The 22,115-nt window shown below is 69.5% G+C and carries 26 protein-coding genes; 13 read left to right on the forward strand and 13 right to left on the reverse strand.

All coding sequences use genetic code 11. From position 1 onward, the window contains the following. The first annotated feature begins 116 nt into the window (after positions 1 to 116). From DEIPH_RS02375 to DEIPH_RS19545, 4 genes are all read left to right on the forward strand, one after another. Entirely contained in the window at positions 117 to 806 is a 690-nt protein-coding gene (locus DEIPH_RS02375) for a winged helix-turn-helix domain-containing protein (protein ID WP_034353230.1), read from the forward strand. Next, the gene (locus DEIPH_RS02380) at positions 806 to 1,804 is read left to right on the forward strand and encodes a sensor histidine kinase (protein ID WP_034353234.1); all 999 of its coding nucleotides are present in this window, start codon (positions 806 to 808) and stop codon (positions 1,802 to 1,804) included. Before DEIPH_RS02375 ends, DEIPH_RS02380 begins: the two co-directional genes overlap by 1 nt. An 89-nt stretch (positions 1,805 to 1,893) precedes the next feature. Then, positions 1,894 to 2,538 (forward strand): phosphate signaling complex protein PhoU, encoded by a 645-nt coding sequence (gene phoU, locus DEIPH_RS02385; protein WP_034353238.1) that lies wholly within the window; start codon positions 1,894 to 1,896, stop codon positions 2,536 to 2,538. A gap of 9 nt (positions 2,539 to 2,547) precedes the next feature. Then, a complete protein-coding gene (locus DEIPH_RS19545) occupies positions 2,548 to 2,874 on the forward strand; it encodes a hypothetical protein (RefSeq protein ID WP_152544742.1) in 327 nt (108 codons plus the stop codon). A 58-nt stretch (positions 2,875 to 2,932) separates the two neighbouring features. Here DEIPH_RS19545 and DEIPH_RS02395 read toward each other — a convergent pair whose 3' ends face one another. The 4 genes from DEIPH_RS02395 to DEIPH_RS02410 form a co-directional block, all read right to left on the reverse strand. Then, positions 2,933 to 3,769, reverse strand: a complete 837-nt coding sequence (locus tag DEIPH_RS02395; RefSeq protein WP_034353243.1) for a siderophore-interacting protein — start codon at positions 3,767 to 3,769, stop codon at positions 2,933 to 2,935. 85 nt (positions 3,770 to 3,854) lie between these two features. Further along, the gene (locus DEIPH_RS02400) at positions 3,855 to 4,688 is read right to left on the reverse strand and encodes a heme ABC transporter ATP-binding protein (RefSeq protein WP_235183149.1); all 834 of its coding nucleotides are present in this window, start codon (positions 4,686 to 4,688) and stop codon (positions 3,855 to 3,857) included. Beyond that, positions 4,685 to 5,749, reverse strand: coding sequence for a FecCD family ABC transporter permease (locus tag DEIPH_RS02405; RefSeq protein ID WP_162833987.1), 1,065 nt, complete (start codon positions 5,747 to 5,749; stop codon positions 4,685 to 4,687). The genes DEIPH_RS02400 and DEIPH_RS02405 overlap by 4 nt, the downstream gene beginning before the upstream one ends. 2 nt (positions 5,750 to 5,751) lie before the next feature. Next, positions 5,752 to 6,642 (reverse strand): heme/hemin ABC transporter substrate-binding protein, encoded by an 891-nt coding sequence (locus DEIPH_RS02410; protein ID WP_034353247.1) that lies wholly within the window; start codon positions 6,640 to 6,642, stop codon positions 5,752 to 5,754. Between the two features lie 162 nt (positions 6,643 to 6,804). Between DEIPH_RS02410 and DEIPH_RS02415 the strand changes: the two genes are divergently transcribed. After that, a complete protein-coding gene (locus tag DEIPH_RS02415; protein WP_034353249.1) occupies positions 6,805 to 7,230 on the forward strand; it encodes a hypothetical protein in 426 nt (141 codons plus the stop codon). Between the two features lie 48 nt (positions 7,231 to 7,278). Here DEIPH_RS02415 and DEIPH_RS02420 read toward each other — a convergent pair whose 3' ends face one another. From DEIPH_RS02420 to DEIPH_RS02440, 5 genes are all read right to left on the reverse strand, one after another. Next, entirely contained in the window at positions 7,279 to 7,623 is a 345-nt protein-coding gene (locus DEIPH_RS02420) for a hypothetical protein (RefSeq protein ID WP_034353252.1), read from the reverse strand. Positions 7,624 to 7,656: 33 nt separating this feature from the next. Next, positions 7,657 to 9,498, reverse strand: coding sequence for an ATP-binding cassette domain-containing protein (locus DEIPH_RS02425; protein ID WP_034353255.1), 1,842 nt, complete (start codon positions 9,496 to 9,498; stop codon positions 7,657 to 7,659). Positions 9,499 to 9,610: 112 nt separating this feature from the next. Then, positions 9,611 to 11,407, reverse strand: coding sequence for an ABC transporter ATP-binding protein (locus tag DEIPH_RS02430; RefSeq protein WP_051517090.1), 1,797 nt, complete (start codon positions 11,405 to 11,407; stop codon positions 9,611 to 9,613). A gap of 221 nt (positions 11,408 to 11,628) precedes the next feature. Continuing rightward, entirely contained in the window at positions 11,629 to 12,018 is a 390-nt protein-coding gene (locus tag DEIPH_RS02435; protein ID WP_034353261.1) for a hypothetical protein, read from the reverse strand. A 10-nt stretch (positions 12,019 to 12,028) separates the two neighbouring features. After that, positions 12,029 to 12,484, reverse strand: coding sequence for a peroxiredoxin (locus tag DEIPH_RS02440; protein ID WP_034353264.1), 456 nt, complete (start codon positions 12,482 to 12,484; stop codon positions 12,029 to 12,031). Between the two features lie 215 nt (positions 12,485 to 12,699). Between DEIPH_RS02440 and DEIPH_RS02445 the strand changes: the two genes are divergently transcribed. Further along, positions 12,700 to 13,794, forward strand: coding sequence for an acyl-ACP desaturase (locus tag DEIPH_RS02445; RefSeq protein ID WP_034353267.1), 1,095 nt, complete (start codon positions 12,700 to 12,702; stop codon positions 13,792 to 13,794). A gap of 188 nt (positions 13,795 to 13,982) precedes the next feature. Here DEIPH_RS02445 and DEIPH_RS02450 read toward each other — a convergent pair whose 3' ends face one another. Both DEIPH_RS02450 and DEIPH_RS02455 read right to left on the reverse strand, forming a co-directional pair. Further along, positions 13,983 to 14,282 carry a YkgJ family cysteine cluster protein gene (locus DEIPH_RS02450; protein WP_034353270.1) on the reverse strand — a complete coding sequence of 100 codons (300 nt, stop codon included), beginning with the start codon at positions 14,280 to 14,282 and terminating at the stop codon, positions 13,983 to 13,985. A gap of 98 nt (positions 14,283 to 14,380) precedes the next feature. Beyond that, on the reverse strand, positions 14,381 to 15,478 hold the full coding sequence (locus DEIPH_RS02455; RefSeq protein ID WP_034353273.1) for a pyridoxal phosphate-dependent aminotransferase: 1,098 nt from the start codon (positions 15,476 to 15,478) through the stop codon (positions 14,381 to 14,383). A 111-nt stretch (positions 15,479 to 15,589) separates the two neighbouring features. On the opposite strand from DEIPH_RS02455, the gene DEIPH_RS02460 reads away from it, so the two are divergent. From DEIPH_RS02460 to DEIPH_RS02470, 3 genes are all read left to right on the forward strand, one after another. After that, complete coding sequence (locus DEIPH_RS02460; RefSeq protein WP_034353275.1) at positions 15,590 to 16,231, forward strand: TetR/AcrR family transcriptional regulator; 642 nt, start codon at positions 15,590 to 15,592, stop codon at positions 16,229 to 16,231. Further along, the gene (locus DEIPH_RS02465; protein WP_034353278.1) at positions 16,228 to 16,563 is read left to right on the forward strand and encodes a hypothetical protein; all 336 of its coding nucleotides are present in this window, start codon (positions 16,228 to 16,230) and stop codon (positions 16,561 to 16,563) included. Before DEIPH_RS02460 ends, DEIPH_RS02465 begins: the two co-directional genes overlap by 4 nt. Positions 16,564 to 16,644: 81 nt before the next feature. Next, positions 16,645 to 17,106, forward strand: a complete 462-nt coding sequence (locus tag DEIPH_RS02470) for a hypothetical protein (protein ID WP_034353281.1) — start codon at positions 16,645 to 16,647, stop codon at positions 17,104 to 17,106. 77 nt (positions 17,107 to 17,183) lie between these two features. On the opposite strand, the gene DEIPH_RS02475 is transcribed toward DEIPH_RS02470, so the two are convergent. Further along, entirely contained in the window at positions 17,184 to 17,861 is a 678-nt protein-coding gene (locus tag DEIPH_RS02475; protein ID WP_034353284.1) for an SRPBCC family protein, read from the reverse strand. Positions 17,862 to 17,969: 108 nt separating this feature from the next. Continuing rightward, positions 17,970 to 18,302 carry a hypothetical protein gene (locus tag DEIPH_RS02480; protein ID WP_034353289.1) on the reverse strand — a complete coding sequence of 111 codons (333 nt, stop codon included), beginning with the start codon at positions 18,300 to 18,302 and terminating at the stop codon, positions 17,970 to 17,972. Between the two features lie 152 nt (positions 18,303 to 18,454). On the opposite strand from DEIPH_RS02480, the gene DEIPH_RS02485 reads away from it, so the two are divergent. From DEIPH_RS02485 to tmpR, 4 genes are all read left to right on the forward strand, one after another. After that, positions 18,455 to 19,351, forward strand: coding sequence for a DMT family transporter (locus DEIPH_RS02485; RefSeq protein ID WP_034353292.1), 897 nt, complete (start codon positions 18,455 to 18,457; stop codon positions 19,349 to 19,351). 13 nt (positions 19,352 to 19,364) lie between these two features. Then, positions 19,365 to 20,840, forward strand: coding sequence for an ABC transporter permease subunit (locus DEIPH_RS02490; RefSeq protein ID WP_034353296.1), 1,476 nt, complete (start codon positions 19,365 to 19,367; stop codon positions 20,838 to 20,840). Between the two features lie 79 nt (positions 20,841 to 20,919). Then, positions 20,920 to 21,330, forward strand: a complete 411-nt coding sequence (locus tag DEIPH_RS02495; RefSeq protein WP_034353298.1) for an NUDIX domain-containing protein — start codon at positions 20,920 to 20,922, stop codon at positions 21,328 to 21,330. After that, the gene (gene tmpR, locus DEIPH_RS02500; RefSeq protein WP_034353301.1) at positions 21,327 to 22,058 is read left to right on the forward strand and encodes a bifunctional dihydropteridine reductase/dihydrofolate reductase TmpR; all 732 of its coding nucleotides are present in this window, start codon (positions 21,327 to 21,329) and stop codon (positions 22,056 to 22,058) included. Before DEIPH_RS02495 ends, tmpR begins: the two co-directional genes overlap by 4 nt. Positions 22,059 to 22,115: the final 57 nt, after the last annotated feature.

Below are 22,115 nucleotides of genomic sequence, written 5' to 3' on the forward strand. Positions count from 1 at the left end.
GGTATTTCGCGGCAGCTTCTGGTGCTGCGCCGTGACAAGCGCTCGGAAGTGAAGCTGAAGGGCCTGTCTCGTTGCCCCTGACATCCGCCTGACCTGACGCCGCACAATGAAGGGTGATGAGCCACGTGGTCGTGATCGAGGATGAAAGCACCGTGCGGGAGGTGCTGCGCTTTCACCTGGAGCGGGCCGGGCTGCGGGTGAGTGCGCTGGAAACGACGCAGGGCGCGCAGGACACGCTGGCGACCGCCGACGCGCTGGTGCTGGACTGGATGCTGCCTGGCGAGAGCGGCCTGGGTTACCTGCGCCGCCTGCGGGCCGACCCCGACCTGCGCCGCCTGCCGGTGCTGATGCTGACCGCCCGCGCCGCCGAGGCCGAGCGGGTGGAGGGCCTGGAAAGCGGCGCGGACGATTACCTGACCAAGCCCTTCAGCGCCGCCGAACTGGTGGCCCGCGTGCGCGCCCTGCTGCGCCGCGCCCAGCCCGACCTGCCGCAGCAGCTCAGCCACGGACCGCTGAGCATGGATCTGGGGGCGGCCGACGCACGGCTCTCGGGCAGGCGGCTGAATCTGACCCGGCGGGAATTCGACCTGCTGGCCTTTTTGATGCAGAACGCGGGCCGGGTCTATTCCCGCACCGAACTGCTCGACCGCGTCTGGGGCGCGGATTTCCTGGGCGGGGAACGGACCGTGGACCAGCACATCACGCAGTTGCGCGCCCACCTGCAAGACGACCCGGCCCGGCCCCGTTTTCTGGAAACCGTGCGCGGCAAGGGCTACCGGATGCACCCCTGGGCGGAGGGCAGCTGATGGACACCCGGCCTGCCCCGCATCCCACGCCCCAGGCCGACGCCTGGCTGGACACGTTGCCCCAGGCGGTGCTGCTGTTCTGCGCCGGGGGAGGACCGCCGGGGGCCGGCATGACCGTGACCAGGGTGAATGCCGCCGCCGTCCGCCTGTGGGGGGTGCCGCAGGAACGGGCCGCCGGGCGCTCCCTGCTGGAAGTGGTGCGCCGTCACACGCTGGAGGCGCTGGCCGAGCGGGGCGGGGAGCTGGAACTGGAGGTGGGCGGGCGCACCCTGCGCTGCACCGCCACACGCGCGGGGGAGGGCCGGGAGGGTGCCCTGGTCGTGGAGGACATCACGGGGCACCGCCGCCGAGAGGCTGAACTGCGCGAGGCGACCGCCGTTCTCTCGCACGAGTTCCGGACGCCCGTCACCGGGCTGCGCGGCGTGCTGGAGGCGCTGGAATACGACATGCCGCCCGACCTGGCCCAGAACTTCGTGCGGCAGGGGCTTCAGGAGGTCGAGCGCCTCGCCCGGCTGGTCGAGGACCTCGCGGTGGGGTTCCGGCCGACCCGCGCGCGCACCCTGCCGCTGGCGGAGACCTTTGCGCGCGCCGAGCGCCTGCTGACGCCGGAGCTGACCACGCGGCAGGCCAGCCTGACCTTCGGGGCCGACCACCTGGTGCGTGCCGACCCCGACAAACTGCTGCAAGTGCTGCTGAACCTGATCGAGAACGCCCTAAAATACGGCCCACCCGGCCAGCCCGTCGAAGTCCAGACCAGTCCGCGCGGCACCTGGGTGGAGGTCGCGGTGCTGGACCACGGCTCTCCCCTCGGTGGCACGGACAGCCTGTTCCGTGCCCACACGCGCGGACCACACGCCCCCGGCCAGGGCAGCGGCATGGGCCTGTATATCGTGCGCAGCATCGTACACGGCTGGGGCGGTCAGGCCTGGACGGAACGGCGCGGCGAGCGGAATGCCTTTTGCTTCACGCTCCCGGGCGGGGTGGGCCATGGCTTGTAGGTTGTGGGGTGTGGGCGCTTCGGCAAAAGCACTCGCCCCCGCTCGCCGACCACCCGCCGCCCACCGCCCACGACCCCCCAGGAGTTCCCATGCGTGAAGCCCTCGAAACTGACCTGCGTGCCGTGCTCAACGGTGCCCTGAACATGCTCGGCACCGTCGAGCGGATGCTGCCCCTGGCCGGGGAAGTGCTGCTGCATGGCCGCGCCGAACGGCTGGATGAAATCCGCGCCATCGACCGCGAGGTGGACGCGCAGGAAGTGAGACTCGAGGCCGAGTGCCTGCGGATCATTGCGCTGCACCAGCCGGTCGCGCGGGATTTGCGGCTGGTCGCCCTGATTCTCAAGAGTCTCAGCGACATCGAGCGCATGGGCGACTACGCCGTGCATGTCGCGGAGGACGGGGCCGAACTCGCGCAGCAACCCGCCCTGAAGCGGTACGTGAATCTGGGGCGGATGCTGGAGCGCCTGGGCGAGATGAGCCAGAACCTCCGCACCGCCATCGCCGACCGCGACGTGACCCGCGCCGAGGCCACCACCGCGATGGACGACGAGGTGGACGACCTCTACGAGCAGATTCAACGCGAGCTGGTCACCTACATGCTCGAAGATCCCCGCAACATCTCCAAGGCCCTGATGCTGATGCGGGTGGGCCGCAGCCTGGAGCGCGTCGGGGACCATATGGAGAACGTGGCCGAGCGGGTCAGGTACTGGGTGACGGGGCAGCGGGAAGCGTAGGGGGAAGCTATGAACGCTGCTCCAGGCATTGTTCTTCAAAGAGAGAACGTCACTTTAAGCGTTGTCCGCGCTTTGCTCGGCGCAATTACACCGGAGATACGCCGCGTAGGCTTTGTCCTTGATGGAAAAGGGATTCAGGTCTTTTGTATCCACGAAGGCGCACCAAGCGAGAGTCTCCGTGAAGAGATGAACGACGTTGAGGGGCAAGTCATGGGCGACTTTGCGGATGATGTATCCGTAGAAGTCCAACGGATACGGATAGACCCTCCCGCGGCCATAAAGATTGAGGCGGCCTGGGTCTACGCCCGAAAAGAGCCTCACTGTGCGCATCCCTGACAATAAAGGCCGCTCACTCCGGCGGCCCTCTTTCTTGACGTGAAGTTATTCAGCCGCTCTACGCCTTGCGCCCGTACTCGTCCGCCGCGTCGTCGTAGTGGGCGGTGTCGTGATACGTGCCCTCGTCCACGCCGCGCTTCCAGTAGCCCATCAGGAGCATCTGGCGGGCGGGCAGGCCGAGGTCCTCCCGCAGGTGGGCGCGCAGAGCCTTGACGCTGGCCGACTCGCAGGCCACCCAGGCAAACGTGTCCGGGGTGAGGGGCAGGGGCGGCAGCGCGCGCACGGCATCGGCCAGCAACGGCTCCTCGCCCGCCGCCCCCGTGCGGTGCAGCCAGCGCAGGCGGATGCCGGGCGGGTGAGCGAGCGGGAGTTCGTCGGCGGGGCCGGGCACCTCGATCAGCACGTCGCCCGTGGCGTCCTGGGGCAGCTCTTCCAGCATCCGGGCAATGGCGGGCAGCCCGCAGTGGTCCCCGGCGATCAGGTAGGGGCCAGTCGTGCGGGGCAGCGGCGCACCCATCGGCCCGGCCACGCCCACCGGGTCACCCGGCTCGGCCTGCACTGCCCACTGTGCGGCAAAACCGCCGTGCAGCACCACGTCCACCGTCAGTTCCCCGGCCTCGCGGTCCACCGAGCGCACCGTGAAGGTCCGCACCACCGGACGCCGCGACGGGTCCGGCCAGATCGCGTGGCCCTCGGCATCCCGCTGAGGCTGCGGGATGGCGGCTGTCCCGCGCGGCACGATCAGCAGCTTGAAGGTGGAGCCGGGGCCGAAATTTTGCAGGTCGCCCCCCAGCGTCAGGCGCAGCAGGTTGGGGGTGAGGTGCGCCCTGGCGCGGACATGCAGCAGGCGCGGGGCCGGGCGGCCAGGGCGGGAAGTAGGGGCGGGGGTGGTCATGGGACTCCTTGGTGGTCTTGAGGAGAGCGGTCAGCGTTCAGCCGCCAGTGTTCAGGAAAAGCGGAGAGCGGATGCTGACCGCTTCCTACTGCGCGCTCACGATCAGCGGGCACTTCAGACAGGGGTGCGGCGTGACGGCGACGCGGTGGCCGAAGGCGTCCTCGATGATGGCGGGGGTCAGGACTTCTTCGGGGGTGCCCAGCGCCGTGACGCGCCCGCCGGAGACGATCAGCACGCGGTCGGCGTACTGCGCGGCCAGGTTCAGGTCGTGCAGCACGGCGATCACGCCCACGCCCTCCGCGCACAGGTCGCGGGCGAGGCGCAGCGTGGCGTGCTGGTGCGCGAGGTCCAGGCTGCTGGTCGGTTCGTCCAGCAGCAGCACGCGCGGGGGCTTTTCCGGCTCGGCAGGGGCCGCCCATAGCTGGGCCAGCACGCGGGCGAGGTGGACGCGCTGCTGCTCGCCGCCCGACAACGTGAGGATGTTGCGGTGCTCGAAGCCCGCCAGGCCCACCCGCTCCAGCGCGGCGCGGGCGACCTCGCGGTCTTCGTCCGTCTCGCGCCGCCCGTGGGGGATGCGGCCCAGCAGCACCACGTCCAACACCTCGTAGGCGAAGGTCATCAGCGTCTGCTGCGGCAGGGCGGCGCGGCGGCGGGCCAGGTCCCCGGGGGCGTGGTCGCGCAGCGTCTGCCCGAACATCCGCACGCCGCCTTTGCCCAGTTCGCCGGTCAGATGCTTCAGCAACGTGCTTTTGCCCGCCCCGTTGCGGCCCAGCACGACCAGCATCTCGCCGCCGGTCAGCCCGAAGGTGACCTTTCGCAGCAGCTCGCGCCCGGAGACGCTGAAGTTCAGGTCGGCCACGTCCACCAACGGCGCACCGGGCTGGGGCGTGGGGGCCTCCCTGCGCGCAAACCCGATCACAGCCGCTCTCCCTTGCGCCCCTGCCGCAGCAGGTACAGGAAGAAGGGCGCACCCAGCAGCGCCGTCACGATGCCGATGGGTAGTTCGGAAGGCATCACGATGGTGCGGGCCAGCAGGTCCGCCAGCACCAGCAGCGTGGCCCCCGCCAGCGCGGAGGCGGGCAGCAGCGTGGCGTGGTTCGGGCCGGTCAGCAGGCGCATCAGGTGCGGCACGACCAGGCCGACGAAGCCGATAGCCCCCGCGACCGCCACGCCCGCGCCCACGCTCAGCGCGACCAGCCCCACCACCGCCCATTTCACGGCGGTGACCGGAATGCCCAGGTGCGCGGCGCTGCTCTCACCCAGCGTGAGGGCGTTCAGCGCGCGGGCCAGCAGCGGCAGGCCCAGCACGCCGATCAGCAGCAGCGGCGCGGCGCTCAGCACCGTGGGCCACGTCGCGCCGCCCAGCGAGCCGAGCTGCCAGAAGGTGATGGAGCGCAGTTGCTCGTCGGTGGCGAGGTAGGTCATCAGGCCGGTGCCCGCCCCGCACAGCGCGTTCACGGCGATGCCCGCCAGCAGCATGGTGGCGACGTTCATGCGCCCCCGGTCCTGCGCCAGCACGTAGATGATGACGGTGGCGACCACGCTGCCCAGGAAGGCCATCACCGGCAGCGTGTACGACCCGAACAGGTGAATGCCCAGCACCACGCTCATCGCGGCGGCCAGGCTCGCGCCGCTGGAGATGCCCAGCAGGCCGGGGTCCGCGAGCGGGTTGCGAAACAGGCCCTGCATCGCCGTCCCCGCTACCGCCAGCCCCGCGCCCACCAGCAGCCCCAGCACCACGCGCGGCAGCCGGATGGCGTACAGCACGGCGGCCTGCTGGTCCTCATAGGCGGCCAGGGGGGGCACGCCCAGCGGCGCGAGGAGGATGGAGACCACCTGCGCCGGGGCAATGTGAACGGCCCCCGTCCCCACGGCGAAGACCACCGCCGCCAGCAGCACCAGCGGGAGCAGGGCCAGCGCCCAGCGTGCCCGGACCCGCTGACGGCTGACCGCCGAGGCCGGGGCGGAGGACAGGCTCACGGTCACCGCCCGAAGTCCTTCTTCCACTCACGGGCCAGCTTCAGCGCGAACTCGGGCAGGCGCGGCCCGATCCAGCGGATGGAGTTGTCCACGGTGTAGATACGCCTGTTGCGCCCGGCGTTCGTCTGCGCCACGCCCGGCATCTTCAGGGCGCCCTCCAGACCGCCCACCGAGTCCAGCCCCCGGTCCAGCATGATGATCGCGTCGGGGTTCATGGCGACCAGCGCCTCGGCGGTCAGGGTCTTGGTGTCCTTGAAAGGCGCGATGTTCTTCCCGCCCGCCAGTTCGATCAGTTCGTTCGCGCCGCCCTCGGTCCCGTAGATGCTGGCGTCACTGGGGCTGTGGGCGTACAGGAAGACGACCTTTGGCGCGACCCTGGGCCGGTTGGCCTTCACGGCGGCCAGCGTGGTGTCGAAGCTCTTGGTAAGGGCACTGGCGGCACTCGGCACGCCGTACACCTGCGAGAGCAGGTTCAGCCGCGTCTTCACGCCGTCCAGGCCGCCCGTGTCGGTGGCGGGCAGCACCAGCACCTTCACGCCCGCCGCGCGGAGCTGCCCCACCAGCGTGGTGTTCTTGGGCGTGGCGAAGTTGTCCGCCGTCCCGATCACCAGGTCCGGCTTCAGCGAGATGATGCCCTCGGCGGGAAGCTGCGCCCAGTGGCCCACGCTGGGAAGCTTGTTGGCGGGATAGGTGCCAGTTACGTCCGTGCCGACGATGGTGCCTTGCTTGCCCAGCCGGTAGATCAGCTCGACGGTCGTGCCGTTGAGCGCCACCACGCGCTTCGGGCTGCTGACATTGACGGTCACGCCGTCGGCCCCCTTCACGCTGGCGGCGGAGGCGGCGGGCAGCAGGGCGAGGCTGAGGACGAGGGTGGTCTTGAGGTGCTTGGTCATGGGGACTCCGGGGAGAAAAGGGCAAAAGAAAACGCTGTCCTGGCCGTGTTCGGACCGGACGGGCAAGCCAACTGTCGCGCTCATCCTGCTTAATCCGACTTGAGAAGTCAAGTTTCAAAGTTCGGGGCACCGACACGCGCGGCGGGCGCGGTAGGCTGGGGTATGAAAAAAATCATGCTGCTTCCGGCGCTGGCCCTCGGCCTCTCGGCCTGCGGGAGCAGCACGCCGCCGCTGGCCGCCCCCACCATCGACGTGAGTGGCCTCTGGGTGGCGACGCTGCAAGGCCCGCTGCTCCCGGTTCAGGTCTTCCGCTTCCGCCTCACGCAGCGGGGCAATGCCCTGAGCGGTCAGGCCGAGATTGCCGCCGAGACAGGACCGCCCGTCAATGTCTATGACCCCTTCGGGCGGGTGAGTGGCCGGGTGAGCGGCGACCAGTTCAGCTTCACCGGCTACGGCTGGGGCGACTACGCGGGCAGCGTGACCCTCTCCGGCACGGTGGTGGCAGGCAAGCTGACGGGCACGTGGACCAATGTCGGCGCAAGCGGGCTGAGCGCCGCCGGAACCTTCACCGCCACTCCCTCAGATTGACGAATCCTCTTCCGGGTTGGGCGGCCCGTATCCATCGGCCGTTGAGAGTCAGCCCCTCACATCCTCTAGCAGCGCTTTCACCTGAGTGTCGTACAGTTCCGCATCAAACACGAACGGGCCGAGGCCGTCGTAGGACCATTCACCCCGGCGCGGCTGCTCGAAGTGGCTCCAGATGACGTGTCCGTCCTGGCGCATCAAATGGGCAAGCAGGGACCAGCAGCCCCACTCCAGACATCCGCCGCAGACAAAAATTTGAGCTTTCCATTCGTCGGGAACAAGCCACGCCTCCAAAAGCTCGGGAGGCCACTCCTGTAAGCCCGCATAATCCAGACCCGACTTCGGCTTCGGCGTATGCGACGCTTCCCAGTCACGGACGAGACTGCTGAGGTCCACGCCATCTATAGCGCAGACTCAGCGTATTGACCGTCACGCGCTCTCCCCCACGTCCTCCGCCCACAGCGCCCGCATTTCCGCACTGCGCTCCAGCAGTTCCTCCAGCGTGCCCTCGCCCGTCAGTCGCCCGTCCTCGATCAGCAGGATGCGGTCGGCGCGGGTCAGGGCGGCGCGGCGGTGCGACACGACCAGGCAGGTGGCGTCCGTCTCGCGGAAGAGGCCGTCCCACAGCAGGGCCTCGGTGCGGGCGTCGAGCGCACTCGATACGTCGTCGAAGACCAGCAGGTCCGCGCCCGCAGCGAGCATCCGGGCGACCGCCGTGCGCTGCACCTGCCCGCCCGAGAGCTTCACGCCCCGCGCCCCGACCGGGGTGTCCAGCCCAGCCGAGAGCTGCGCGAGGTCGGGTTCCAGCACGGCGAGGCGCACGGCACGGTTGAGGCGCGCGGGGTCGCTGCCGCTCAGCACGTTCTCGCGCAGGGTGTCGGAAAAGAGGCTGGGAAGCTGCGCCGTGTACGCGCTGCGGGGCGGCACGAAGAAGGAGGCGGGGTCGGTGACCTCCGTACCGTTCCAGAAGATGCGGCCCCCCTTTCCGTCAATACTGTCCTGTGGCATCAGCCCCAGCAGCGCCCGCAACAGCGTGGTCTTGCCGCTGCCGATGCGTCCGGTGACCACCACGAACTCGCCCCGGCGCAAGGTGAAACTCACGTCCGCGACCCCCGCGCCGCTGGGATGATGGGCGGTCAGGCCCTCCACGCGCAGTTCTTCCAGCGGTTCGGCCTGCGGCGTGGCCACCTGGGCGGGCGCCTCGCCGTGCAGGTAGACGGGGTGGTGCGCGACGACTGTACCCTGGGGCGCGTCCTGAAGCAGCCGCTCCATGCGGTCGTAACTCACCCCGGTGCGGCGGTGGCGGGCAATCGCGTCCCCGAAAAAGCCCATGCTCCCGGTCAGGCGCGGCAGCAGGCCGATGAACAGCACGAAGTCGGCCACGTCCATCTGTCCGCCGCGCACCCGGTTCGCGCCCAGCAGCAGCACCAGCCCCACCGCCAGATTCACCATGTTGGTGTTCACACCGCGAATCAGCTCCGTGAGCAGCACGTCACGCAGGGCCGAGTGGCGGCGCACCTCGCCCAGCGCGGCCAGATGCGCCACCATCTGGGGTTCACGGGCCGCCAGCTTCACGGCGCTCACGGCCCCGAAGGTTTCCCCGATAAAGTCGGTCACGCGGGCGGTGGCCTCGCGCATGCGGCGGCGGTAGGTGCGAATCCGGGGCGAGAGGCGCTGCACGAACACCACCATCAGCAGCAGTGGCGCGCACACCAGCCCCGTGATGACCGGGTCCACCCGCGCCATCAGCGCAATCGCCAGCACGCAGTACACCACGAAGCCCGCGCCGTCCACCCAGACCTCGGTGTACCCGGCCACGTCCTCCACATCGTCCCGGAAGCGGCTCACCGCCTCGGCGGGCGTGTCGGGCAGGCGGCGCGAGCCTTTCGCGGTCAGCAGGTAGCCCAGCAGGTTGCGCCGCACCAGCGCGTCCAGCGTGTACCACAGCTCGATCCACGCCCGGAATGCCCCGTAGAAGATGCCGAAGCGGCTCACCCGCACCAACGCGAACCACCCCACCGACACCCAGGCGGCGGCCACCACAGGGTCAATCGGTTGTCCGGCCAGCCGCAGCTTGTCCGCCTCCTCCAGCCGCCCGAACACGCTGCTCACGGCCAGCGTCAGCAGCGCGGGCGCGGCGTGAACCATCCCCCACATCAGCAGGTTGAAGGCAAAGAGCCAGGGGTTGTAGGCAAACAGCCGTTTGGAGAGGGCGAAGGTGCGGTCGGGGCTGGAACGGGGAGGGGCGGTGGTTGAAGAGGAGGTGGTCATGGGAGGCTCCGGGGGGTGCGCGGGACGCAGTGCACGGTGCGTGGGAAAAGAGGGCAAAAGCCGTTGCTGCTGCGAAAGCTACCGCGTACCGCGTCCCGCCAACCGCGCACCCTCACGCCAGCACCCCTTCCTCGGCCAGCGTCCCCGCCCGCAGCAGCTCGGCATAGTGGCTGCGTGGGTCGCGGGCCAGCGCGGCGCGGGGGCCGTCCTCCAGCACCTGGCCGTCCCCCAGGACGAGGATGCGGTCGGCGCGGGCGACGGTGTCGAGGCGGTGGGCGATCACGATGGCGGTGCGCCCGGTGAGCAGGCGGGTCATGGCCTGGGTGAGTTGCGCCTCGGTGGCGGGGTCCAGGCGGCTGCTGGGTTCGTCCAGGATGATGACGGCGGGGTCGCGCAGCAGCACGCGCGCGAAGGCGAGGAGCTGCGCCTGCCCCGCGCTGAGGCTGCCGGTGGGCAGCGGCGTCCGCACGCCCTGTTCCAACCGGGAGAGCCAGGTGCCCAGGCCGACCTCGTGCAGCGCAGCTTCCACCTCGGCATCGGTGACGGACTTGTCGAAGAAACTCAGGTTGTCGCGCACGCTGGCCTGGAACAGTTGCACGTCCTGGGTCACGACCGCCACGCGGGAGCGCAGCTGGTCCAGTCGCACGTCGCGGGTGTCCAGACCGCCCAGCCGCACGCTGCCCGTGGTGGGGTCGTACAGCCGCGACACCAGCCGCGTGAGGGTGGTCTTGCCGCTGCCGGTGCGTCCCAGCAGGCCGACCGTCTGTCCGGCGGGAAGGTGGAAACTCACGTCGTGCAGCACGCCGCGCACCGTGGGGTCCTCGGGCGCGTAGCTGAAGCTGACGTTCTCGAAGCGCAGGTCGAGCGGCCCCCGGGGCAGTTCGCGCGTTCCCTCCTGCAACTCCGAGCGCAGCGCCAGCAGTTCCCCGACGCGGCCCAGGCTGGCCCCGGCCTTTTGCAGGTCCTGAAGCTGCTGCGTGAGCTGGTCGATAGGTTCTTCCACCATGTTCATGTACTGGTAGAGCAAAAAGGCGGTGCCCAGGCTAATGGCACCCGCCGCGTACAGCCCCACCGCCGCGCCCAGAACGCCCACGTACCCGATGGCAAACAGCGCCATGCTGAGTTGCCACACCACGCTGCGCCGCCGCCAGGAAAAGGTGCTGCGCTGGAAAAACTCGCGCTGCACCCGCAGAAAGCCGCGCAGGTGGTGTTCCCCGGCCCCCAGCGAGCGCACGTCGTCCAGGCCCGCGAGGCGTTCTTCCACGTAGCCGAACAGTTTGGCGCTGCTCTCGCGTTCCAGGCGGGTGGGTTCCACACCCTTTTTCCGCACCTGATTCATGGCCACCAGCGTGACGAGGACGAAAAAGGTGATGCCCACGCCCACCCGCCAGTCGGTCAGGTAGAACATCACGACCGCGCCGGTCAGCAGCAGCGCCGCGCCGAACACGCGCACCGCGAACTGCGAGAAGAAGTTGCTGAGGGCGGTCACGTCGCCGTCGATGCGCTCGATCATCTCGCCGGGCGTGCGTTCCTTGTGTTCGCGCATGTCCAGCGACAGCAGGTGCCGCATCAGGTCGGCGCGCAGGCGGTTGGTGGCGGTCCAGCCCACCCGCGCGCCCACGTAGGTCGCCCCGGCGGTCAGCAGTTGCACGCCCACGGCCAGCAGGATGTAAAACCCCGCCAGCCGCGCCAGCAGGCCCACGTCCGCACCCCCACCCAGCTTGGCGTTGTCCACGAAGCGCCGCAGCAGTTGCGGCAGCAGCAAGTTCAGGCCGGTCCCGGTCAGCAGCAGCACGGCGAGCGCCACCACCTGCCACTTCAGCGGCCCGAGGTAGTCACGCAGCACCCGGCCCGTCTGGGAGCGGGCGGGCGGACCTGAGGAAGAGGGGGAGGAGGCAGCGTCCGGCATTCCCCCAGGCTAGGCCAGCCGGGGGTGAGGATGCATCCGCCGAGTGGCGCAGTATGGCCTGTTTGACCGTCCCCCGCAGGCACTTCTCATACGGATTCCGGTTGAACAGTTATAAAAACTGTTCAACCCGAGCGGAGCGAGGAGGAAAAAAACGGTTGCCGGGAAAGGAGTTATCGAATCGGCGTTTTCCCTATTCGATAACGGATTGGACGGAAACCGTATCAGCGCCAGAAACTCATCGCCATTCGGTAGAGATTAAGCTGCCACTCAGGCGTAGTTTGAATGAGGAGGTGGGCCGCTTCGAGCGAGTGCCTGCGCCCCAGCAGGTCGGTGAAAAAGGCCTCGCCCTCCGGCTGCTGCAACATCCAGCCCAGCCAGCGTGACACCCGCTCCACCGTGCTGCTCTGCGTATACGCATCGCGCAGCAGGCCCTGAAAGTCCCCGAAGGTCAAGTCACATCGCCAGTGCCCAGAGTCCACCAGCTTTGGCACGTCCTCCTGCCCGCAGGCGGGACAACGCTGCCGCATCCCCAGGAGGTAATGGGCCAGCGGAAAGCGGGTGTGACAGTGCGGGCACTCAACGGTATCAGGCTGGGTGTGGGGTTCGGTCATGCGTTCAGGCCTACAACTCCCGAATCTTCGCCAGCACCACTTCCGGCCGTACGGTGTACTCCCCGGTCTGCGCTTCCACATGCTCGAAGCGCACCACGCCGCCCCGGTCAATCAGGAACACCGCCCGCCCGCTGATGCCGCGCTCGTCCAGGGCCACGCCGTACTGCCGGGCCACGTTCAGGTTCAGGTCGGCCAGCAGCGGCACCTCGATGCCGTACTCGGCGGCCCAGGCCTTGTGGGCGTACACACTGTCGCGGTTCACGCCCAGGATGACGGCTCCGGCCTCCGCGAAGTCGTCCTGGCGACCCGAATACTCGGGAAGCTGCATGGAGCAGACCGGGCTGAAGTCCAGCGGATAGAACACCAGCACCACATGCTGTTGCCCCCGGTAACTGCTGAGGGTCACCGGTTCCCCCAACGTGGAAGGCAGCGTGAAGTCGGGCGCGGACTGACCGAGCAGGCTCATGCGGGCAGTCTAGCGGGTGGCCGCCGGGCCTCAGTCGGCCTTTTTGAAAAGCCCCCAGGAGCAGACCGGCACAGGCTCCCGCCCCCCCAACGGTGGAGCTTTGATGGACTTGCACCGCGTCCCGGTTCATGGCCCCGTCAGGCGCGGCGCACTACGCTATGCCCATACCGTCCCCCACCCTGCACCATTTCCGGCGGGCGGCAAGGAGGCCCCTGATGGCTGACATTCTCCCCCCCAATATGCTGAACGAACGCCCGCGCACCCCCGCCGGGCTGCTGAGCAACCAGGAAAAAGACCGTCTGATCGAGCGCGGGTTTCTGGGCCTGTACCGCTGGTACACCGCCCGCAGCCAGGAAACGCGCAACTGGAACGCCGACAAGTCCTTCGACTGGCGCGCCATGAACAAGGACCTTCCCCCGGAAGTCATCACCGTGATCCAGGGCTTTTTCGCGGTGGAGCAGTACGCGCCCGACTTCACCTCCAACCTCGTGCATCTGGTGCGGCGCTCGCATGGCCGCAGCCACTTCCAGCTCCGCTGGGGCAGCGAGGAGGAAAAGCACGCCGACGCCTGGGAAAACGCCGTGCTGTTCAGCGGGCAGCGCAGCCCCGAGTGGATCGAGGAATACAAGGAACGCCTCAAGAGCCAGACCTGGGAACTGCCCTTCCCCGACGCGATTCACAACCTCGTCTACACCGTGTTTCAGGAGCGGGCCACCCAGCTCAACTACCTGAACATGATGAAGATCGCCCAGGGCAAGAGCCAGAGGCCGCACCTGGCGGGCGTGACCGACCCGGTGCTGGCGAAGGTCGCCCAGACCATCGCGGTGGACGAGGCGGCGCACTACAACTTCTTCCTCGAAGGCGTGCGGATGTACCTCTACTACTACCCCGAGCGCACGCTGGAGGCGATCAAGAACGTGATCGGGCAGTTCTCCATGCCCGCCGCGACGCTGGTCCCCAACTGGCAGGAGTTCTACGAGACGGTGTACCGCGCCGGCATCTACGGCCCACGCGACTTTTCCCGCGACGTGATGCAGGTGGCCTTCCGCAACCTCGGCATCGAGAGCCGCAAGGCGCTGGAAGAGGGCATCAAGAAGACCCGCGAGGTCCCCGACTTCGGGGGCGGCAACTTCAAGACCACCGCCATCTTCGACACCTTCGACTACGGCCAGGTCGAGGGCGACGTGCGCCGCCTCCACGTCAAGATTCAGGACTACGAGAAGGGCATCGGCTTCGACCTGTACGATCCTACCGAGTTCGTGGAGAACCCGGAAGTGCCCAAGAAGTCGGGGCAGGCCGCCGACGACTGAACGGCGGCTCGCTGGTGGCGCGTGGCCTGCGTGGGGCAATCCCCTCCGCAGGCCACGCGGCTTTTTGGTCATGGGCTGTGGGGCAAGAGCCGGGGCTGACGCGGTTCGGGAGAAAAGGTCGTGTGCTATTGACCCGTCCTGAATCCAGACCATCCGGGGGTGTCCGGATCTTCTCCCCGCCGCCCCCGTTACAGCCCCGCTTCCTCTTCCAGGCCGTAAATCTCCAGAAAGCGCCGCACCCGCGCCTCCAGGGTGGGCAGGGGCGCGACCTCGCCGCACACCCAGTCGGGTTGGTAGCCCCGGCACACGGCGGGCCGAACCGGATAGATGCCGCAGAGGCAACCCGGACCCAGATGCACGCACGGCACGCCCAACGGCTTGCCGAGTGCGTGGATGTCGGGGGCCGAGCAACAGGCCCCGCACGCCGTACAGTCGCGGACGACGGGCGTGCGGGGTGGGAAGCCGGATGGGGCGGTGAAGGGATCCATGGGAGGCGGTCAAAAGACGCTAGCGCCTGCGCTTCCTGCTCGCTGTGACCCACACCCTCAACGGCCCCCACCCGCACCTCACCGCGTCACGGCCTCCCCTACCGGAAAGCGCGGGCCGCCGCGATCAGCGCGTCATTCTCCGCCGGCGTGCCGACCGCGACCCGCAGGCAGCCTTCCAGCAGGGGCAGCCGGTCCTGACGGCGCACCACGATGCCGTGCGCGAGCAGGTGGCGGTAGGCGGCCTCGGCGTCGGGGGTGCGGATCAGGTAGAAGTTGGCCTGGCTGGGCAGCACCGTCCAGAGCGGGTGGTCTTGCAGGGCGGCCAGGATGCGCTCCCGTTCACGGCGGACCTCCTGGGCACGTTCCCGCACGTAGCCGGGATGCTCCAGCGCCACTTCCAGGGCAGCCTCCGCGAGTGTGCCGATATTGAAGGCGGGAACCAGCTTGCGCAGGTGCCCGGCCAGCAGCGGACTCGTCAGGGCGTAGCCCAGGCGGATGCCCGCCAGCCCCCACGCCTTGCTGAAGGTCCGCAGGCTGAGGCGATTTGTGCCCGCCTGCACCAGATCGCGGAAATCGGTGCCGCTGTACTGGTGATACGCCTCGTCCAGCACGACCACCCAGCCCTCGGCGGCCTCCACCAGTTCGCGCACGGCGGCCTCCGGGTCCACGAAGCCAGTCGGGGCGTGCGGCTGCGTGATGTACAGCACGCCGGGGGGGTTGTCCCGCAGGGCAGCCCTCAAACCCTCGACTGGCAGCGAGAAGTCGGGGTTGAGCGGCACCTGGACCAGGGTCGCGCCGAGCATCTGCGCCTCCAGGGTGTACACGCTGAAGGTGGGGCTGACGGTCAGGACCGTCTGGCCGATGCCGCCGAGTTCGGTCAGCAGCTTGATCAGCACGTTGCTGCCCGGCGTCAGGACCACGCCCGCCGGGTCCCAGTTCTCGAAGGCGGCGATGCGGTCGGCCAGCGTCTCGGCGTGCAGGTCGGGATAGCGGTTCCAGGGCCGCGCCAGCATCCGCTCGGTCGCCAGGCGCTTGAGGTCCGCCGGGAAATCGTAGGCGTTCTCGTTCTGGTCGAGCTTGTGGGGCACGTCGATGGGTGTGAAGGGATAGGCGGGCACCTGGCGCACCGCGCCGCGCACACCCGCCGGGTCGGTGGCCGGAGCCGCACGCCCGGACACTGGAAGCTCTGTGGTCATGCCGTCCGTTCTACCACCCCGTCTCCGCGCGCGCCCAGCCGTCCACCCATGCCAAACGGACGTTCGCTTGCCCCCGTGCTAGGCTGCCTGCACGCCCCGCGTGCCCCCGCCATGACGGACCCCGCTGCCCCCACCGACATCCCCGCCGCCGACCTGCCCGCCAAGTCGCGCCGGGAGCAGATTCACGATGTGGCCAGCCGCCTCTTTTCCGAGCGCGGGTACCATGCGACCAGCATGCGCGATCTGGCCGGGGAACTGGGGATGCAGGGCGGCAGCCTGTACGCGCACATCAGCGGCAAGGAAGACCTGTTGATCGAAATCGTGAACCGGGCCGCCCGGCAGTTCGACGCGGCCCTCTTCACGCTGCGCGACGTGCCCCTGGCCGCCGACCAGAAGCTGCGCGAGGCCATGCAGCGCCACATCCGGGTGGTGGCCGACAACATGGAGAGTGCCACCGTCTTCTTTCACGAGTGGAAGCACCTCTCGCCCGGCGCCTACGCCCAGGTGACGAACTGGCGCGACACCATCGACGCCTTTTACCGGGACCTGGTGATGCAGGGCATCCGCGAGGGCGTCTTCCGCGCCGACCTGGACGTGAAGATGGCCGCGAACCTGATCCTGTCCGCCGTGAACTGGGCCTACACCTGGTACCGCCCCGGCGGCAACCTCACCCCACGCGACGTGGCCGAGGGCTACGCGGACATGCTGCTGCTGGGCCTGCGCGCCCCGGTTCCCCAGGAGGCCTCCTCATGAGCCACCCCACCGTGACGGTCCGCATCCGCGACGCGCTGCGGTACGCGCAGGGCCGCGCCGAGAAGCTGGGGCGCACCCAGCAGCTCGAACTGGGAGAAAACCTGTTTGTCCGCATCGCACCGGGGGGACGCCGCTTCCTGCTGTTCTGCCTGGACGGTGAGCCGGACCACGCGGCGGCCCGCGCCGTGGCCGGGGCGTTGGGCCTCCGCGACCCGCAGTACGGCTGGCATCAGGGCGCGACCCTGCGTTCCCTGACGGTGGTGGAGGCCGGGGATTCCGCCTCACCGGATGAAGCTCCGGAAGGCCGCCCCGACGGACCCCCCTCTACCTGACTCCCCGATGAGGGCAACCCCGAGATTCCCTTGATGTGCCGCTGACCCACCCGCCCCGGCCAGGCCGTACGGTGACGGCGTATGAACAAGACACTCCCTTTGCTGGTGCTTCCGCTCTCGCTGGCCTCCTGCGGCATGTTCGGTCTGCCCAAGGGGGACGTGACCGGCAGCATCACCGGCACCCAGCCCCAGGCGGGCGACGTGCGTCTGGCGCTGATCGGCATGACCGGTTCGGGCTTCGAGAACAATGCGGTGGACCAGCTCGACATCGGCACCTTCAACCCCGAGAAGCGGGTCTACGCCATCTCGCTCCCCGCCAACCCCAAGGCGGGGGCCTATGAGGTGCTGGCCTATGTGGACACCAACAAGGACAACAAATACACCGCCGGTGAACCCCGGACCCGGAATCAAGGCCGCTACCTGATCTTTGCCACGCAGGATGCGGGCCTCTTCGGCTTCAATGTCAAGAAGGGCTGGAACCGGGCCGACGGCACGACCGTCACGCAGGGGCTGCCCTTCAACAACTACGACCTGAGCTGGTAAGCCCCCGGTATGACGGAGGAGCGGCCCTACTATTCGGGGCCGCTCCTCTGGTGTTGGCTGTCGACGCTTGTCTGAACTCAGGCCTGGGGGTTGGCGCCCTCGAAGGTCTTCTTGAAGTTCTGGAGGTCGTCGGCGATCTGCTGGCTGGGTTCCTCACCGAACAGCTTGGCGACCGCTGCGCCCAGCGCCCCGGCGGGCGGACGGTAGGAGAGGGCGACGTGAACGCGGGTGCCGCCGTTCGGCAGGCTCTCGAACTGCACGCTGCCCGCGTTGTCCACGGTCGCGCCGGGTAAGGAATGCCAGCCGATGCGCTCGCCGGGCTTGTCGTTCACGATCTCGGCTTCCCACTCGACGTGGGTGCCGAGCGGCGCCTTGGCGACCCAGCGGCTGCGGCGCTCGTCGAGGACCGTGACGCTCTCCAGGTGGCTCATGATGCGGGGCAGGTTTTCGAGGTTGCGCCAGTAGGCATACACCTGCTGGGCGGGACGGTCGATCACCACGCTGTGCTCCACGAAGATCGGCTTGGCCGCCGCCGCGTTGCCGCTGAGGCCCGCCGCCGCCATCACCGGATCGTTGCCGGTCGCCGCGCGGTAGGCGAGGTAGCCCCCAACCGCCGCCATGCCCAGGCCCAGCAGGCCCTTCTTCCGCAGGCCGAGCAGCATCAGGGCACCGCCTGCCGCGCCGCTGATCATGCGGCTCTGGTCCATGCTCTTGCTGTCTTCCTTGCTGTTCGCGTTGTCCATGTTTGCGCTCATAGGTCGTTCCTCCGTCGCGGGCAGTCTAGGGGCCAGACGCGTGGGGCCGGGTGAATCCTCCCCCAACCCACATTTAAGGTGAGGGCGGGCACAGCGGCGCGGGGCCGGTCAGCGCTGCTCGTTGCGGTCGTCGCCGCTCTCGCCGATGATCTCGGCCCCGTCGTCGGCCCGGGCACCCTCGCCTTTCGGGTCGAGCATCCCGCTGTTGTCCATCTGCCGCGCGGGATCACTCTGGGCGTCGAGGCCGGCCGGGAGGCCGCCCCGCTGCGTGTGCTGCTGCTCGATGGTCCGGGCGGCCTGCCGGTCGGCGCCGGTAGAGCCGCCTTGCAGATTGGGGTCAAGGTTGGTGTTCGCGTCGGGGGTCTGGCCCTCGCCGCCCATGTAGGACGCCGTTGTCTCGGGGCTGCGGGTGGGGGCGTCGCCGGGTTTGCCTTCGTCCATGCTGAAACCTCCTGTGCTGGCCCCCATGCTTCCGTGCGCGCCGGGCCGGGCGGATGTGCCCGCCTTGACCCCCTCCTCATGCAGCCGCGCCGCGCTAGGCTGGCGGGCATGTCCTGGCCTGCCTCACACGTCCCGCCCCCGGAGGAGACCGCGTGACCTCCCGCGCGCCGCAGGTGGGCCGCCTCGATCCCCTCTCGCTGGGGGCCATTCTGGTGACGGTCGTGTTCTGGGCGTCGGCGTTCGCGGGCATCCGGGCGGGGCTGGACGCCTTCACACCGGGTCACCTGACGCTGTACCGCTTTCTGGTGGCGAGCGCGGCACTGGGCGCCTACGCCGTCGCCGCCCGCATCCCTCTGCCGTCCTGGGCCGACCTGGGCCGCATCGGACTGCTGAGCCTCTTCGGGATCACGCTGTATCACGTGTGCCTCAACTACGGCGAGGTCAGTGTGCCCGCCGGCACCGCCAGCCTGATTATCGCGGCGGGGCCGGTCATCACGGCGCTGCTCGCCACCCGTTTCGGCGGCGAGCGGCTGAATGCGGCGGGGTGGCTGGGCACCCTGGTCAGCCTGGGCGGGGTCGCGCTGATCGTGCTGGGGCGCGGCGAGAGCGTGGACTTCACGCGCGGGGCGCTGCTGATTCTGGCGGCGGCCCTCTTTACCAGTCTCTATTTCGTGTTCCAGCGGCCTCTGCTGGCACGCATCAACCCGCTGCACTTCACGGTCTGGAGCCTGCTGCTGGGCACCCTGCCCCTTCTGGTGTTCCTGCCGGGCTTCGGGACCGAACTGGCCCACGCGCCGCTCGCCGCCCACCTCGCGGTGATCTACATCGGGCTGTTTCCGGCGGCGCTGGCCTACCTGACCTGGACCTTCGCGCTGGCGCGGGTGGGCGCGGGCACCACCACTTCCTTCCTGTATGTTTCGCCCGTGTTCGCCATCCTGATCGCCTGGCTCTGGCTGGGGGAGCTGCCCACGCTGCTGTCGGTGGTGGGCGGGGCCATCGCCATCGCGGGCGTCGTGCTGGTCAATACCCGGGGCAGGCCCGCCGCATGAACGGGGGTGCGGCGTGAGCGCGCCGGAGCCGGGCGAGACCGCCATCCAGCTCTCGGGCGTGACGGTCCGTCTGGGCGGCCTGACCGTGCTGGACGACGTGAGCCTCACGGTGCCGCACGGCGAGTTCCTGGCGGTGATCGGGCCGTCGGGCGGCGGCAAAAGCACCTTCCTGCGCGTGCTGGCCGGGCTGCTGCGCCCGCAGGAAGGCCGCGTCACCGTCGCCTCGCCCCCCGCGCTGATGTTTCAGGATAACCGGCTGCTGCCCTGGCGCACGGCGCTGCGGAATGTGGGGCTGCCGCGTGACCTGGGGGCCGGGGGCGGCCTGGACCCACAGGAGGCGCTGCATCTGGTGGGGCTGGACGGCTACGCGGGCTACCACCCGGCGCAGCTCTCCGGCGGGATGCGGGCGCGGGTGGCGCTGGCGCGGGCACTGGCCCAGAGCGCCGACGTGCTGCTGCTGGACGAACCGTTCGCGGCGCTCGACGCCCTGGTCCGCGAACGCTTCAACGCCGAACTCCGGCACCTGCACGACAAGACCGGGCGCACCACCGTTCTGGTCACCCACTCCATCCGCGAGGCGGCCACGCTGGCCGACCGGGTCGCGGTGCTGCGCGGGGGGCGCATCGTGGCGATTCTGGACACCCGTCAGAAGACCCACGCGCCGCCCGCCAGCCCGGTCGAGGCCCAGCTCCGCGCGCTGCTGGGGGCCGGGGACAGCACGCTGCTTCAGGTGGAGGTGCCCACCCCCCGGCGCCTGGGCTGGCTGGCCCCCACCGCCGCGCTGCTGGCCGGGCTGCTGCTGTGGACGGTCCTGGCGCACGCGCTGAACCAGCCTTTTTTGCTGCCCACGCCCGCGCGGGTCTGGGGGGAACTGGTCAAGACGCCCGGCGAGTTCCTGACCTTCACCTGGGCCACCGCGCGGGTGGCGCTGCTGGGGGCGCTGCTCGGCTCGCTGGCGGGGGCCGTGGTCGGCTACCCGCTGGGCAAGTCGCGGGCGCTGGAACGCTTCCTGAGTCCCTTCGTGGTCGCGTCGCAGAGTGCGCCCATCGTGGTGCTGGCCCCGCTGCTGATCACCTGGTTCGGCTTCGGGACGGTCCCCGCCGTGCTGGTCAGCGCCCTCTCGGCCCTCTACCCGGTGATGATCGCCACCATCGTCGGCGTGCGCGAGGTGCGGCCCACCGACCACGAACTGTTCTCCACCCTGCGGGCCACGCCCTGGCAGCGGCTCACGCGGCTGGAACTGCCCAGCGCCCTCCCGGTGATGCTGGGCGGCCTGAGGCTGGCCTTCAGTCTCGCCCTGATCGGCGCGGTCGTGTGGGAGTTCGTGAGCAACCAGCCCGGCCTGGGCTTCGCGGTCAATCAGGCCCGCGCGTACTACAACACGCCCCGGCAGTTCGCGGCCATCGTCCTGCTGATCGTGCTGGGGGTGCTGCTGTATCTGGCGGTCGCGGCGCTGGAACGGCGGGTGCTGCGCCACCGCAGAAAGTAGCGGGAAGCGGTGCGCGGAATGCGGGGAAAAGAACCACCCCCCGCGCACGGCGGCCCGCCGAGCGCGTACCCTGCTGCTCATGGACAGACCAGTCGTCTGCGTGGGGGCACTCGTATGGGGACCGGACGGACGGGTGCTGCTGGCCCGCACGACCAAGTGGCGCGGGCGGTGGGGCGTGCCGGGCGGCAAGGTGGAGGGGGGCGAGACGCTCGCGGACGCCGTGGCCCGCGAGTTCCGCGAGGAGACGGGGCTGGACCTGCGGGACGTGCGCTACGCCCAGATGCAGGAAGCGGTGCTGAGTGCCGAGTTCCACAAGCCCGCGCATATGCTGCTGGTGGACTTCTTCGCCCGGACGGACACGCACGACGTCACCCCGAACGAGGAAATCGCGGAGTGGGCCTGGGTGCCGCTGGCAGAGGCGGCGGACTATCCGCTCAATACCGTGACGCGGACACTCGTGGCGCTGGCGCTGGCAAGGGAGGAAGCGTGACGGAAGGCCGCCAGAAAGGTACGGCCCTGGTCACCGGGGCAGCACGCGGCATCGGGCGGGCGCTGGCCATCGCCCTGGCCGCCGAGGGGTATGCCGTCGCCGTGCATTACCGGGGCAGCGAGGCCGACGCGCGGGCAACGGCCCGGCTGTGTGGGGCGGCGGGCGTGCGGGCCACCACCTTGCAGGCCGACCTCACCGATCCGGCCCAGGCCCGGCGGCTGGTGCAGGACGCGCACACGGCCTTTCCCGACTCCCCGCTGGCCGTGCTGGTGAACAACGTGGGCAACTATGTCCACAAGCCGCTGCTGGACACCACCGACGCCGAGTGGGCGGACATGCTCGGCTCTAACCTCACCGCGACCTTCGCCACCTGCCAGGAGGCCGCGCCACTGATGCGGGCGGCGGGGTTCGGCCGGATCGTGAACCTGGGCTATGCGGGCGCGCGGCACCTGATCGCGCGGCCCGGCATCGTGCCCTATGCGGTTGCCAAGGCGGGGGTGCTGCACCTCTCGCACGCGCTGGGCAAGGTGCTGGCGGGCACGGGCGTCAGCGTGAACGTGGTGTCCCCCGGCGTGATCGAAACCAGCGTCAGCCAGCCGCTGCGCGACCTGCCCGCCGGCCGCGTGGGCACGGTGGCCGAACTGGTGGACGCCGCGCTGTACTTCGTGCGGGCCAGCGACTACGTGACCGGGCAGGAACTGGAGGTGGCGGGCGGCTGGAATCTGTGACCGCTTTTCCGTGAACGCGAACAGCCACCGACCCACAGCCACAGATCGGTGGCTGTT

This window comes from Deinococcus phoenicis, from assembly GCF_000599865.1.
In the GTDB taxonomy this organism is placed as follows: domain Bacteria; phylum Deinococcota; class Deinococci; order Deinococcales; family Deinococcaceae; genus Deinococcus; species Deinococcus phoenicis.